Here is a 12673-nt window from a genome sequence, read left to right on the forward strand (position 1 = left end):
AGGCGATAATTCCGAATTCCTGTTTTCCGGAGAGCCGACCCAGCATGTCCAAGCCCGCCTTCACGCTCCGCCCCGCCACCGCCGCCGACAGCGAGACGCTGTTCAACCTGATCCTGGCGCTGGCCGAATACGAGAAGCTGACGCATATTGTCGAAGCCACGCCGCAGAAGATCCAGGATGCACTGTTCGGCGCCACGCCGCATGCCGAAGCGGTGCTGGTCGAAGTCGACACCGATGGCGGCCGGCAAGCCGTCGGCTTTGCCCTCTTCTTCCACAATTTCTCAACCTTCCTGGCCAGGCCCGGCCTGTACCTGGAAGACCTCTATGTCGATCCGGCCTGGCGCGGCCACGGCCTGGGCAAGGCGCTGCTCAAGCACCTCGCGGCGCTGGCGGTCGAGCGCGGCTGTGGCCGCTTCGAATGGTCGGTGCTGGACTGGAACCAGCCGTCGATCGACTTCTACCAGGCCATGGGTGCGGACGTGCTGCCCGACTGGCGCATCTGCCGCGTGACCGGCGAGGCGCTGGACAAGCTCGGCGCGAGGTAAGAACGGCAACCGGTCCGACGCCGCTGTTATACACTTGATAGCAAGCCGCCATACAATAGCGACACCGACTGTCTTTTTTTCCGGGCCGCCAACGCCAACCGCCATGCCACAAACCAAAGCCGACCTGCCCGCCACCGACGGTATCAATGAGACCGACACGGACAGCGCGCGCGGCGCGTCGGTCGAGGCAATCGCCGACCGCATCCTGACCGCGATCTGGGAGCACCGGCTGCCGCCGGGTACCAAGCTGGTCGAGGAAAAGCTGGGCGGCGTGTTCGGCGTGAGCCGCACCAAGGTACGGCTGGCCTTTGCCAAGCTGGCGCATGAAGGCGTGCTGACGGTCCATCCCAACCGCGGCACCTTCGTCTCCAGCCCGAGCGTGGCCGAAGCGCGCCAGGTGCTGCATTCACGCCACCTGCTGGAACCCGCGCTGGTGCGCGACCTGGCCGGCGCCATTGGCGCGCCGGGGGTGCGCGCGCTGCGCGAAACCACGCGCCAGGAAGCGCAGGCGCGCGACAGCAACGACCGCCGCGCCATCATCCGGCTGTCGGGCGAGTTCCACTGCAAGCTGGCGGAAATGACCGGCAACCAGTACCTGGGCAAGTACATGCGCGAGCTGTGCTCGCTGACCTGCCTGATCATCGCGCTCTATGACGCACCGGGCGTGCCGTCCTGCCCGCACCATGAACACGACGACATCGTCGATGCACTGGAAGCCGGCGACGGCGAGCGCGCCGCGCGGCTGATGTCCGAGCACCTCGGCCATGTCGAGAGCACGCTGCGGCTGCAGGCGCCGGCCGAGGAAAAGGTCGATCTCGAAGCGGTGTTCGCCGCGGTCTGAGCCGCGGCGTCATCGGCGGCGAAGTGGCTTAGCGGTGCTCGATGCGCGCTGCCAGCGCCGCGGGCAAACCCAGCGTGGGCTTGGCATCCGGGCGGCGGAACGTGCCCGCGGTGGCCTTGCGCGGCTGCAGCGCGACCAGCGCCTCGGCCTGCTTGACGGCGGCGGCCATCTGGTCGACCACCGGCACCGGAATGCGGTCGCGCACGCGCGCGGCCAGGCCGGCCAGCGGCGCGCCGGCCAGGATCACCACATCGGCTTCATCCTCCGCCACGGCGCGGTTGGCCAGTTCCACCAGCACGGCTTCCTTCTCTTCCTGGACGTCCGACACCGAGGCAAAGCTGCCGTCCAGCATGCGGATGCCGGCCAGCCGGCCGCGCAGGCCATGCATGTCCACGCACTCCTCATACCAGGGCCCCAGCGCCCGCGCAAAGGTCACGATGGCAAAGCGCCGGCCCAGCATGCAGGCCGACAGCATCGCCGCCTCGGCCATGCCCACCACCGGCAGGTCGAACAGTTCGCGCGCGCCCATCAGGCCGGGGTCGCCGAAGGCCGCGATGATGGCCGCGTCGAACTGGCCATGGTGCTCGGCCAGCATCTCCAGCGCGATGGCGCCGCCGATCTGCGCCTCGGCGCGCGTGGCGATATAGGGCACGCCGCGGCTGGCGGTCAGCGGCACCAGCTCGGTGCCGGGGGCCGCGGCCTCGGTGGCCGCCGCCATCAGCCGCGCGGTGATGCCTTCGCTGGTATTGGGATTCAGGACAAGGATTCGCATGACGGTTATCCGGCAGGGTTGAGCAGCGGCGCCAGCACGCTTTCGGCCAGCCTGGCCGCGGCCAGCACGTTGCGGTCGGCACCGCGCGGGCCGGCGATCTGCAGGCCCGCCGGCAGCCCGTCGCGGCCATGGCCGCAGGGCACCGAAATGGCCGGCGCCAGCGCATGATTGAAGAAGGGCGTGAACACCGCATGGGCGCGCGGCTCCACCGCCACGCCGCCGATCCGCTCCGGCCCGAGCCGGTCGTTGCGCCACGCCACGCACGGGGTGGTCGGGCACAGCAGCAGGTCATAGCGGGTAAAGAACCCGGCCACGGCCAGCGCGATCTGGTGGCTGGCTTCGCGCGCGCGCGCCACGTCGGCGCCGCTCCAGGCCAGCCCGCGCTCGATCTGGCGCGCCACGTCGGGATCGAACAGCTCCGGGTCGCGGCGCCAGGCCTCGCCGTAGAGATTGGCCAGGCCGACATGCTGCAGCGGCATCAGCGCGGCCTCGTCGGCGCCCTTTGGCCAGGCCGGGTCGGCACGCTCGATGGTCAGGCCCGCGGCCTGCAGCCGGGCCACGGCCTGCTCGAAGGCCTGCGCGACATCGTCGTCGACCGGCGTGTCCAGGCCCAGGCGCGGGCTGACCGCGATCTTCAGCGTATGCAGCGGGCGCGCGGCGCCAAGCGAGAAGCCCAGCGTATCGGGATCGCGCGGATCGGCGCCGGCCAACGCCTCGAACATCAGCTCGGCATCGGCCACCGTGCGCGTGATCGGCGCAATCACCTGGATGCCGTTGAAGGCATGGGGAAAGCCGACCGAATCGGGAATCGCACCGTAGGAAGGCTTGAAGCCGACCACGCCGGCATGCGCGGGCGGGCGCCGGCTGGAACCGCCGCCGTCGGTGCCCAGCGCCAGCGGCGCCATGCCGGCCGCCACCGCCACCGCGCAGCCGCCAGACGAGCCGCCCGCGGTCAGCGTGGCATCGAGCGGATGGCGCGTCAGCCCGTAGACCTTGTTGGTGGTCAGGCCCTTGCAGGCGAACTCCGAGGTATTGCCCATGCCGAGCACGATCGCGCCGGCCTGGCGCAGGCGCTCGACCGCGATCGCGTCGGCGGGCGCAATGAAGTCGCGATACAGCTGCGAACCCTGCGTGACGCGGCGGCCCTGGCTCCAGATCACGTCCTTGACGATCACCGGCACGCCCGCCAGCAGCGGGCGCTCGCCCTGCGCCAGGCGCGCGCGCAGCTGCGCCAGGTCGGCATCGACCAGCTCCTGGCGCTGCTCGAACACGGCGTTGAGCTGGTCATTGCGCGCCGCGATGCGAGCCTGGAAGGCGGCGACCACCTCGGCGGGATCGAGGCGGCCCGCGGCGACGCGGGCCGCGATAGTGGTGGCGTCCAGGCGGTTGGTCAGTTCCATGTCAGTCGTTTCAGTCAAAGCATTGGCAAGGCTGCCGTCACAGGCTGCCGCCCGAGGTGCGATAGCGCGGCCTGGCCATCTCCGGCAGGCCGCACGGCAGGAACTGGCCGTGGCCGGCCTCGGCCAGCACCTCGCCCTCATGCGCCACCACCTTGCCGCGCACCAGCGTGGTCACCGGCCAGCCGGTCACGCGCAGGCCTTCATACGGGGTGTAGTCGACAGCATGATGCAGGTCGGCGTTGCGGATCGTCACTTCACGCTGCGGATCCCAGATCGCCAGGTCGGCATCGGCGCCGATGGCAATGGTGCCCTTGCGCGGATGCAGGCCGTAGAGCTTGGCGGGGTTGGTCGAGGTCAGCGCGACGAACTGGTTGACCGAGATGCGGCCGCCCACCACGCCAGCCGAGAACAGCAGCGGCAGCCGCGTTTCCAGGCCGGGGATGCCGTTGGGGATGTACTGGAACGGGACTTCCTTGCCGCCAGGCTTCTTGCCCTGCGCGTCTTCGTAGCGGAACGGTGCATGGTCGGACGAGAAAATGGTGAAGAGGCCGTCGGCCAGGCCGTCCCAGATCACTTCCTGGTTGCTGCGGTCGCGCGGCGGCGGGCTGCACACGCACTTGGCGCCGTGGTAGCCGGGCTGGTCGAGGTCTTCGGCAGTCAGGAACAGGTACTGCGGGCAGGTCTCGGCAAAGATCTTCATACCGCGGTTGCGCGCCCAGCGGATCTGCTCCACCGCTTCCTTGCCCGATACATGGACGATCAGGATCGGCACGTCGACCAGCTCCGAGAACGTGATGGCGCGGTGCGTGGCCTCGCGCTCGATCGCCATCGGCCGGGCCAGCGCGTGAAACTTCGGCGCGGTGTTGCCCGCCGCTTCCAGCTTCTCGGTCAGCCAGGCGATGCAGTCCGAGTTCTCGGCATGCACCATCACCAGCGCGCCCTCCTGGCGCGCCACCGACAGCACCTCAAGGATCTCGCGGTCGTTCAGCTTGAGGTCGTCGTAGGTCATGTAGACCTTGAACGACGAATAGCCCTCGCGGATCAGCCCCGGCAGTTCGTCCTGCAGCACCGCCTCGGTAGGATCGGCCACGATCAGGTGGAAGGCGTAGTCGACCACAGCCTTGCCATCGGCGCGCTGGTGGTAGTCGTTCACCGCGGCGCGCAGCGAATGGCCCTTCTCCTGCGCGGCGAACGGGATCACGGTAGTGGTTCCGCCGCAGGCCGCCGACACCGAGCCGGTGCCGAAGTCGTCAGCCATCCTGAGGCCGTCCGGCATCGGCTGGTCCAGGTGGCAGTGCGCATCGACGCCGCCCGGCAAGACCAGCTTGCCGCTGGCGTCGATGGTCTGCGCGGCCTCGCCCAGGTCGTGGCCGAGCTGTACGATGCGCCCGCCGGCGATGCCGATATCGCACTGCATGGTGTCGCTGGCGGTCACGACGGTGCCGTTGCGGATGATCAGGTCGAACTGTTTCACGATACTGCTCACGAGAAGATTGTTACTGCCGCTCACCGTGGTCCGCATTCAGCGGTCCGCGTCGGACAGGTGCATGCGATTGGTTTCCCGCGCGGCCGCCGCGGCGATTGCGATCAGCGCGCACACCGCCGCCAGGTACAGCGCAACGGGCGCGGTGCTGCCGAAGCGGTCGAGCAGGCCCACCGCGATCAGCGGGGCCAGCGCGCCGCCGAACACACCGGCGAACTGGAAGCCGAGCGAGGCACCGGTCACGCGCACCCGGGTGGCGAACAGCTCCGGCAGGAACGACGCCAGCGGCGAGAACATGAACGACACCAGCACCATGCCGACGAACGAGGCCAGCATGATCAAAGCCGGGCTGCCGGTCTTGACCAGCGTGAAGAAGACAAAGGCCCACACCGCACCGCCGATGCCGCCGATCATCAGCACCGGGCGACGCCCGATGCGGTCGGCCAGGTAACCGGCCACCGGGATGAACAGGATCTGCGCCACCGCACCCAGCAGCACGGCATTGAGCGCGATGCTCTTGGGCAGGCCCAGCTTGGTCGGCACGAAGTACAGCAGGAACAGCGTGAACACGTAGAAGGCGATATCGCCGCCCAGCCGCGCGCCGAAGGCGATCAGCAGCTGCTTCTTGTAGTTGCGCAGCACTTCCATGATCGGCGCGCGCGCTTCGGCGTGGGATTCCTCCAGCTTCTCGAACATGCCGGATTCACGCACGTTGGAGCGGATGTAGAGCCCAACGCCCACCAGCAGCGCCGACAGCAGGAACGGCACGCGCCAGCCCCAGCTCAGGAAGGCTTCTTCCGAGACCTGCCAGGTCACCAGCGCGAATACGCCGTTGGCAAGCAGCAGGCCGATCGGCGCGGCGAGCTGCACCAGGCTGCCGAGGATGCCGCGCCTCTTCCCTTCAGGGTCGAGCTCGTTGACCATGATCGCCGCCCCGCCCCATTCGCCGCCCAGCGCCAGGCCCTGCACCACGCGCAGCAGCACCAGCAGCACCGGCGCCAGCGCGCCCGCGGCGGCATAGGTCGGCAGCAGGCCGATACCGAAGGTGGCCAGGCCCATCATCAGCAGCGTAATGATCAGGATGGACTTGCGCCCCATCTTGTCGCCGAAGTGGCCGAAGATCGCCGCGCCCAGCGGCCGCGCCACGAAGGCAACGCCGTAGCTGGCAAAGGACAGCAGCGTCGCGGTCAGCGGGTCGCTCTGCGGGAAGAACAGCTTGGGGAAGACCAGCGCGGCGGCCGATCCGTAGATGAAGTGGTCGTAGAACTCGAGCGTGGTGCCGGCGAGGCTGGCCCCCGCGACGCGCGCGACGGACTGCTTCTGGGCCGACGCGCCTTTTGCCGCTGCGTCGATGCTGACTGCTTGCATGGTGGATCCTCCAATGGTCCTGGCCTGCCCCCAGCGCCGCCAGTGGTTGCCGGCATCGCGCGGAGGCGTTGTCTCCGGACGCGGCATACGTGTGCTGCGTCTTTGCTCAGTACATTAGGCGATAAACCGCCATACAATCAAGCAAAATATTGTTTATCAGGCTTGGTGCAGATGCATGCTGGATTTTGGTGCGATGCACGAAAACGGGACTCGGGCAGCGCAGGGCACAAAGCCGGTGTGAGCCTTTGGGTAAACCCTTATGAGCCGTACGCAGGACGAAAAAAAAGCGCATGCCCTAAGGCATGCGCCGTTCTTGCCGGAAGGCTTCGGTGTCGTCAGACCACGATGGTCTGCGCCTCGCCCTCGGCGCGTTCGCGGATCTCACCGATCTGCCACACGGCCTCGCCGGCCGCTTGCAGGTGGCGGATGGCGCGTTCAACGTCTTCCTTGGCCACGATCACGACCATGCCGATGCCGCAGTTGAACACGCGGTGCATTTCGTCGTCGGCCACGCGGCCCTGCGCCTGCAGCCACTGGAACAGCGGCGGCAGCGTCCAGGCATCGCGCTTGAGCACGGCGGTGACGTCCTGCGCCAGCACGCGCGGCACATTCTCGGTCAGGCCGCCGCCGGTGATATGGGCCATGCCCTTGACCGGCAGGGTTTCGATCAGCGACAGCAGCGGCTTCACGTAGATGCGCGTCGGCGCCATGATCGCGTCCTGCAGGCGCTGGCCGTGGAAGTCGGCGTTCAGGTCCGGCCTGGCCACTTCGATGATCTTGCGCACCAGCGAGTAACCGTTGGAGTGCGCGCCCGACGAAGCCAGGCCCAGCACCACGTCGCCCGGGGTGATGGTGCTGCCGTCGATGATCTTCTTCTTTTCGACCGCACCGACGGCAAAGCCGGCCAGGTCGTATTCGCCGTCCGGGTACATGCTGGGCATTTCGGCGGTTTCGCCGCCGATCAGGGCGCAGCCGGCCAGTTCGCAACCGCGGGCGATGCCCTGGATCACGGTGGCGGCGGTGTCCACATCCAGCTTGCCGCAGGCAAAGTAGTCGAGGAAGAACAACGGCTCGGCACCCTGCACCAGGATGTCGTTGACGCTCATGGCGACCAGGTCCTGGCCGACGGTGTCATGGCGGTTGAGCTGGAACGCAAGCTTGAGCTTGGTGCCCACGCCGTCGGTGCCCGACACCAGCACCGGCTCCTGGAACTTCTTCGACAGTTCGAACAGCGCACCGAACCCGCCGATGCCCGCCATCACGCCTTCGCGCATGGTGCGCTTGGCAAACGGCTTGATGCGGTCGACCAGTGCGTCGCCGGCATCAATATCAACACCGGCGTCGCGGTAGGAAAGGCCTGCCTGGCCGGCGGTCGGGGATGCGCTCATGGGAACCTGCTTGTCCTGGAGGAAATAAAGTGAGGAATCCGGCGCTCGGGCCACCGCGGCTTCCGTTGCTTGGCATCGGAACGCGGGCGCGAGTCCAGTAGAATTGCAATTTTAACGGATAGAGGCTCCCCGCTTCCAGTTTCCGGCGAGATTCCGCCGCAAACGGCGCAGTCGCCCGTCCTTCCCAACTATTGATGAATGCCCCGCTGTTGAACCAAGAGGCCAAGCGTATCCTGCTCTGGGTCGTCGTGGCCGTCGCGCTGTTCGCCGCCATCATCGCGCTGGCGCCGGTGCTGACGCCGTTCCTGTTCGCGTTCATCTTCGCCTATGTCCTGAACCCGGGCGTGGACTGGCTGCAGCGCCGCCGGGTGCCGCGCGCAGTCGGCGTGACGCTGATGATCCTGCTGCTGACGGTGATCTGCGTGATGCTGGTACTGCTGGCAATCGCGGTGCTGCAACGCGAGATCCCGCAGATCCGCGAACAGTTGCCGATTCTGCTGAAGAAGCTCAACTCCGTGGTCTCGCCCCGGCTGGCGGAGTTCGGCGTGCGCATCCGCTTTGACTTCCCGGGCCTGCGCAACATGCTGTCGGACCGCTTCTCGGCCAGCCCGGAAGACCTGCTGGTGGTGTTGCTGAACTACGTCAAGATGTCGGGCTCGGCGCTGATCACGGTGGCGGGCATCGTCTTTATCGTGCCCATCGTCATGTTCTACCTGATGATGGACTGGCACATGGTGATGCGCCGCATCGAGGGCGTGGTGCCGCGCCGCTGGGTGCCCAAGGTGCGCGAACTGACCAACGAGACCGACGCGCTGCTGTCGCAATACCTGCGCGGCCAGATCCTGGTGATGGTGATCCTGGCGGCGATCTACTCGATCGGTCTGACCATCGCCGGCTTCGATATCGGCGTGCCGGTCGGGGTCTTCACGGGACTGGCGGTGTTTATCCCGTATATTGGCTTTGGTGTCGGGCTGGTCATGGCGATCCTGGCCGCGCTGCTGCAGTTCGGCAACTGGTACGGGCTGGCCGCGGTGGCGGTGGTCTACGGCTTCGGCCAGTTTATCGAGAGCTTTTACCTGACCCCGCGCCTGGTGGGCGAACGCATCGGCCTGCACCCGCTGGTGGTGATCTTCGCGCTGCTCGCCTTCGGCCAGCTGTTCGGCTTCTTCGGCGTGCTGCTGGCGCTGCCGACCTGTGCCGTGCTGCTGGTCGGTGCGCGGCAGCTGCGGCGGGTTTACCTGGCCAGCGACCTGTACCGAAAATAACGGCTGCCCCACTGCTGCCCACACCCGCAAGTTAGCCATACGTCATGTCCCCGCGTCCCAAGCAACTGTCGCTCGAGCTGGGCAGCCCGCCGCCTTCGACCTTCGAGAATTTCGTGGTGGCATCCAACCGCGAAGCGGTGCAGCGCCTGCGCGAACTGCCCGCCGCGCTCGCCCAGGAGCACGCCAGCGACCGGCTGGTCTACCTGTGGGGCGAGGTCGGCTGCGGCCGTACCCACCTGCTGCACGCGCTATGTGAGGCCGGGCCGCAGCACGGCATCCGCAGCCGCTACCTGAGCCCACACCACCCGCTGTCGGACTTCCTGTTCGACCCGTGGTGCCAGCTCTACACCGTCGATGACGTCGAGCTGCTGGATGAAGCGCGCCAGATCGCGGTGTTTTCGCTCTACAACGAGGTGCGCGCCCACGTGCGCACCGCGCTGGTGGTGGCCGGCGGCCTGGCCCCGCGCGCGATGCCGGTGCGCGAAGACCTGCGCACGCGCCTGGGCTGGGGCCTGGTGTACCAGGTCGCGCCGCTGTCGGACGACGACAAGAAGGCCGCTGTGCTGCATGCGGCACGCGAGCGCGGCCTGCAGCTGTCGCCGGAGATCACGCACTGGCTGGTGACGCGGCATTACCGCGACATGCCAAGCCTGATGGCGCTGCTGGACGCGCTCGACACCTACTCGCTGGAACGCAAGCGGCCGGTGACGCTGCCGCTGCTGCGTGAAATGTTTGCTGAATTCCGGGATTAGCGCCGGATCGGCGCCCATACCGCACCCAATGCGGCCCCGGCGCCTGCCTGCCTGCCCGCCCGACCTCTCGCCTTAAGGTAAAATCGCCGCCCATGAATCTGGCACTCTTTGACCTCGACCACACCCTGATCCCGACCGACAGCGACCATGAATGGGGCCGCTTCCTGGTCCGCCTGGGCGTCGTCGACGAGGAAACCTACCGGCAGAAGAACGACGAGTTCTACGGCCACTACAAAGCCGGCACCCTCGATATCCAGGCCTTCCTGCGCTTTGCGCTGGCGCCGCTGGCGGCCAACCCGCGCGACCGGCTCGATGCCATGCGGGTGCGCTTCATGCACGAGGTGATCGACCCGGTGATCACGCCGCAGGCGCGCGCGCTGGTCTACAAGCACCTGGAAGCCGGCGACCTGTGCGCCGTGGTGACCGCCACCAACAGCTTTGTCACCGCGCCGATCGCCGCGGCCTTCGGCATCAAGCACCTGATCGCCACCGAGCCCGCCACCATCGACGGCAAGCCGGAAAGCCAGTTCACCGGCGAGGTCCACGGCGTGCCCAGCTTCCGCGAAGGCAAGATCACCCGCGTCGAATCCTGGCTCAGGAGCCAGGGCGCGCAGTGGGACCACTTCGAAACGACCACCTTCTACAGCGACTCGGCCAACGACCTGCCCTTGCTGGAAAAAGTCTCCGAGCCGATCGCCACCAACCCGGACGATCGCCTGCGCCACCACGCCGCCGCGGCCGGCTGGCGCATCATGGATCTGTTCTGACGTGATCAAGAAGCTCATTACCCGGCTGCTGGGCAAACCCAGCCCCAAGCTGCGCCGCACCGGCCGCGCCCATACGCCGCGCATCGTCGGCGCCGACGAACACCAGATCGACCCCGCGCTGCTGTCGCGCAATGCCGTCAAGGTCACCTCCACGCTGCAGCAGGCCGGCTACCAGGCCTACATCGTGGGCGGCGCGGTGCGCGACCTGCTGCTCGGCATCAAGCCCAAGGATTTTGACGTCGCGACCAACGCCACGCCCGACCAGGTGCAGGCGCTGTTCCGGCGCTCGCGCATCATCGGCAGGCGCTTCCAGATCGTGCACGTGACCTTCTACGGCGGGCGCGAGCAGGAAATCATCGAGGTCTCGACCTTCCGCGCGCTGGTCGACGCCATCGCCAGCGAAACGCTGCCCGAAGGCCGCCGCCTCAAGCGCGCCGAGCTCGACAGCAAGACCCATGCGATCGATGCCTCGGGCCGGGTGCTGCGCGACAACGTGTGGGGCTCGCAGGCCGAAGACGCGGAACGCCGCGACTTCACCATCAACGCGATGTACTACGACCCGGCCGCGCAGACCGTGCATGACTACCATCACGGCATGGAAGACATCCGCGCGCGCACGCTGCGCATGATCGGCGACCCGGTCACGCGCTACCGCGAAGACCCGATCCGGATGCTGCGCGTGGTGCGCTTCGCCGCCAAGACCGGCTTCGACATCGACGAGGCCACGCGCCACCCGATCGCCGGCCTGGCGTCGCTGATCCACAACGTGCCCAGCGCGCGCCTGTTCGACGAGATGCTCAAGCTGCTGATGTCCGGCCACGCCTGGGCCTCGCTGCAGGAGCTGCGCAAGGCCGGCCTGCACCAGGGCCTGCTGCCGCTGCTGGACGTGGCGCTGGAGCAGCCCATGGGCCAGCGCTTCGTGCAGCTGGCACTGGACAACACCGACCGCCGCGTGCAGGCCGGCAAGCCGGTCTCGCCGGGCTTCCTGTTCGCCGCGCTGCTGTGGCACCACGTGCTGCAGCGCTGGACCAGGCTGCGCGAGGAGGGCGAGCACGCCATCGCCGCGCTGAACACCGCCATGGACATGGTGCTGGAAAAGCAGACCGGCCAGCTGGCGATCCAGCGCCGCTTTGTCACCGACATGCGCGATATCTGGGGCATGCAGCCGCGCTTTGAAAAGCGCGTGGGCCGCATGCCGTTCCGGCTGCTGGAGTCGCCGCGCTTCCGTGCCGGCTTCGATTTCCTGCACCTGCGCTGCCAGTCGGGCGAGCTGCCCGAGGAACTGGCCGCCTGGTGGCAGGACTTCCAGGACGCCGACCCGGGCGAGCGCGAGGACCTGATCGACGCGGTACGCAGCGCGCGCGGCCCTGGTGGTCAAGGCGGTCATGGCAGTCAGGGTGGCCAGGGCGCCGAGGGCGAAGGCCCGGCACGCAAGAAGCGCCGCCGGCGCGGTCCGCGGAAATCGGATAAAGTGTCTTCCCGGAGCGACACGGACGCGGGCGAGGCAGCACATGCCGGCCCCGGCCAGCCGGAGGAAACCTAAATGACGCTTGCCTTCATCGGCATCGGGGCCAATCTTGGCGATGCCCGCCAGGCCATCAAGGACGCCATCGTGTGTCTGGCCCAGCAGGTCGGCATCACGGTGCTGGCGCGCTCATCGCTCTACCGCACCGCCCCGGTCGATGCCGGCGGCGACGACTACTACAACGCGGTGGTCAAGGTGCAGACCTCGTTCACCGCGGCGCAGCTCCTGCGCATCTGCCACCACATCGAAGACCAGTTCGGCCGCGAGCGGCCGTTCCGCAACGCGCCGCGCACGCTGGACCTGGACCTGCTGCTGTTCGGCGACGAGCAGCACGACCACGAGCACCTGACGGTGCCGCATCCGCGCCTGACCGAGCGCGCCTTCACGCTGGTGCCGCTGCTGGAGCTGGACGCCGCGCTGGCCATCCCCGGGCGCGGACGCGCCGCCGACTACCTGGCCGGCGTGGGCGCGCAGCGTATCGAGAAGGTGTCCACCTGCAAGTGCCTGCGCATGCAGGCCGCCGCTGGCGAGACCGGCGATGGCGGCAGCCCTGGCTGACCCCGCCCG

The 12673-nt window shown here is 68.0% G+C and carries 12 protein-coding genes; 7 read left to right on the forward strand and 5 right to left on the reverse strand.

The features are described 5' to 3' along the window. The first annotated feature begins 44 nt into the window (after window positions 1–44). Entirely contained in the window at window positions 45–545 is a 501-nt protein-coding gene (locus AC1Q6V_RS07060) for a GNAT family N-acetyltransferase (RefSeq protein ID WP_058697798.1), read from the forward strand. Between the two features lie 103 nt (window positions 546–648). Further along, window positions 649–1386 carry a GntR family transcriptional regulator gene (locus AC1Q6V_RS07065; protein ID WP_439668233.1) on the forward strand — a complete coding sequence of 246 codons (738 nt, stop codon included), beginning with the start codon at window positions 649–651 and terminating at the stop codon, window positions 1384–1386. 28 nt (window positions 1387–1414) lie between these two features. Here the strand turns inward: AC1Q6V_RS07065 and AC1Q6V_RS07070 are convergent, their stop codons facing one another. From AC1Q6V_RS07070 to purM, 5 genes are all read right to left on the reverse strand, one after another. After that, window positions 1415–2158 (reverse strand): aspartate/glutamate racemase family protein, encoded by a 744-nt coding sequence (locus tag AC1Q6V_RS07070; protein WP_114133729.1) that lies wholly within the window; start codon window positions 2156–2158, stop codon window positions 1415–1417. Between the two features lie 5 nt (window positions 2159–2163). Further along, a complete protein-coding gene (locus AC1Q6V_RS07075; protein WP_058697799.1) occupies window positions 2164–3558 on the reverse strand; it encodes an amidase in 1395 nt (464 codons plus the stop codon). 37 nt (window positions 3559–3595) lie between these two features. After that, entirely contained in the window at window positions 3596–5032 is a 1437-nt protein-coding gene (gene hydA / locus AC1Q6V_RS07080) for a dihydropyrimidinase (protein ID WP_041687507.1), read from the reverse strand. 48 nt (window positions 5033–5080) lie between these two features. Continuing rightward, the gene (locus AC1Q6V_RS07085) at window positions 5081–6409 is read right to left on the reverse strand and encodes an MFS transporter (RefSeq protein WP_010815021.1); all 1329 of its coding nucleotides are present in this window, start codon (window positions 6407–6409) and stop codon (window positions 5081–5083) included. A 335-nt stretch (window positions 6410–6744) separates the two neighbouring features. Then, window positions 6745–7797: a phosphoribosylformylglycinamidine cyclo-ligase gene (purM, locus tag AC1Q6V_RS07090; protein WP_454749655.1), complete on the reverse strand. Its 1053-nt coding sequence runs from the start codon at window positions 7795–7797 to the stop codon at window positions 6745–6747. 194 nt (window positions 7798–7991) lie between these two features. Here purM and AC1Q6V_RS07095 point away from each other — a divergent pair, with 194 nt between their 5' ends. The 5 genes from AC1Q6V_RS07095 (at window position 7992) to folK (ending at window position 12664) form a co-directional block, all read left to right on the forward strand. Continuing rightward, entirely contained in the window at window positions 7992–9062 is a 1071-nt protein-coding gene (locus AC1Q6V_RS07095) for an AI-2E family transporter (protein ID WP_010815023.1), read from the forward strand. A gap of 44 nt (window positions 9063–9106) precedes the next feature. Then, window positions 9107–9814, forward strand: coding sequence for a DnaA regulatory inactivator Hda (hda, locus tag AC1Q6V_RS07100; protein ID WP_010815024.1), 708 nt, complete (start codon window positions 9107–9109; stop codon window positions 9812–9814). A gap of 92 nt (window positions 9815–9906) precedes the next feature. Beyond that, a complete protein-coding gene (locus AC1Q6V_RS07105) occupies window positions 9907–10581 on the forward strand; it encodes a histidinol-phosphatase (RefSeq protein ID WP_058697802.1) in 675 nt (224 codons plus the stop codon). A 1-nt stretch (window position 10582) separates the two neighbouring features. Continuing rightward, on the forward strand, window positions 10583–12124 hold the full coding sequence (gene pcnB / locus AC1Q6V_RS07110) for a polynucleotide adenylyltransferase PcnB (protein WP_010815026.1): 1542 nt from the start codon (window positions 10583–10585) through the stop codon (window positions 12122–12124). Then, entirely contained in the window at window positions 12125–12664 is a 540-nt protein-coding gene (gene folK / locus AC1Q6V_RS07115; protein ID WP_010815027.1) for a 2-amino-4-hydroxy-6-hydroxymethyldihydropteridine diphosphokinase, read from the forward strand. Window positions 12665–12673 lie beyond the last annotated feature (9 nt).

This window comes from Cupriavidus sp. GW823-FHT07B10 (genome assembly GCF_058794355.1).

Coding starts and splice junctions, on each gene's coding strand:
- AC1Q6V_RS07060 (WP_058697798.1), top strand. CDS start 45: ATGTCCAAGCCCGCCTTCACGCTCCGCCCCGCCACCGCCGCCGACAGC.
- AC1Q6V_RS07065 (WP_439668233.1), top strand. CDS start 649: ATGCCACAAACCAAAGCCGACCTGCCCGCCACCGACGGTATCAATGAG.
- AC1Q6V_RS07070 (WP_114133729.1), bottom strand. CDS start 2,158: ATGCGAATCCTTGTCCTGAATCCCAATACCAGCGAAGGCATCACCGCG.
- AC1Q6V_RS07075 (WP_058697799.1), bottom strand. CDS start 3,558: ATGGAACTGACCAACCGCCTGGACGCCACCACTATCGCGGCCCGCGTC.
- AC1Q6V_RS07085 (WP_010815021.1), bottom strand. CDS start 6,409: ATGCAAGCAGTCAGCATCGACGCAGCGGCAAAAGGCGCGTCGGCCCAG.
- purM (WP_454749655.1), bottom strand. CDS start 7,797: ATGAGCGCATCCCCGACCGCCGGCCAGGCAGGCCTTTCCTACCGCGAC.
- AC1Q6V_RS07095 (WP_010815023.1), top strand. CDS start 7,992: ATGAATGCCCCGCTGTTGAACCAAGAGGCCAAGCGTATCCTGCTCTGG.
- hda (WP_010815024.1), top strand. CDS start 9,107: ATGTCCCCGCGTCCCAAGCAACTGTCGCTCGAGCTGGGCAGCCCGCCG.
- AC1Q6V_RS07105 (WP_058697802.1), top strand. CDS start 9,907: ATGAATCTGGCACTCTTTGACCTCGACCACACCCTGATCCCGACCGAC.
- folK (WP_010815027.1), top strand. CDS start 12,125: ATGACGCTTGCCTTCATCGGCATCGGGGCCAATCTTGGCGATGCCCGC.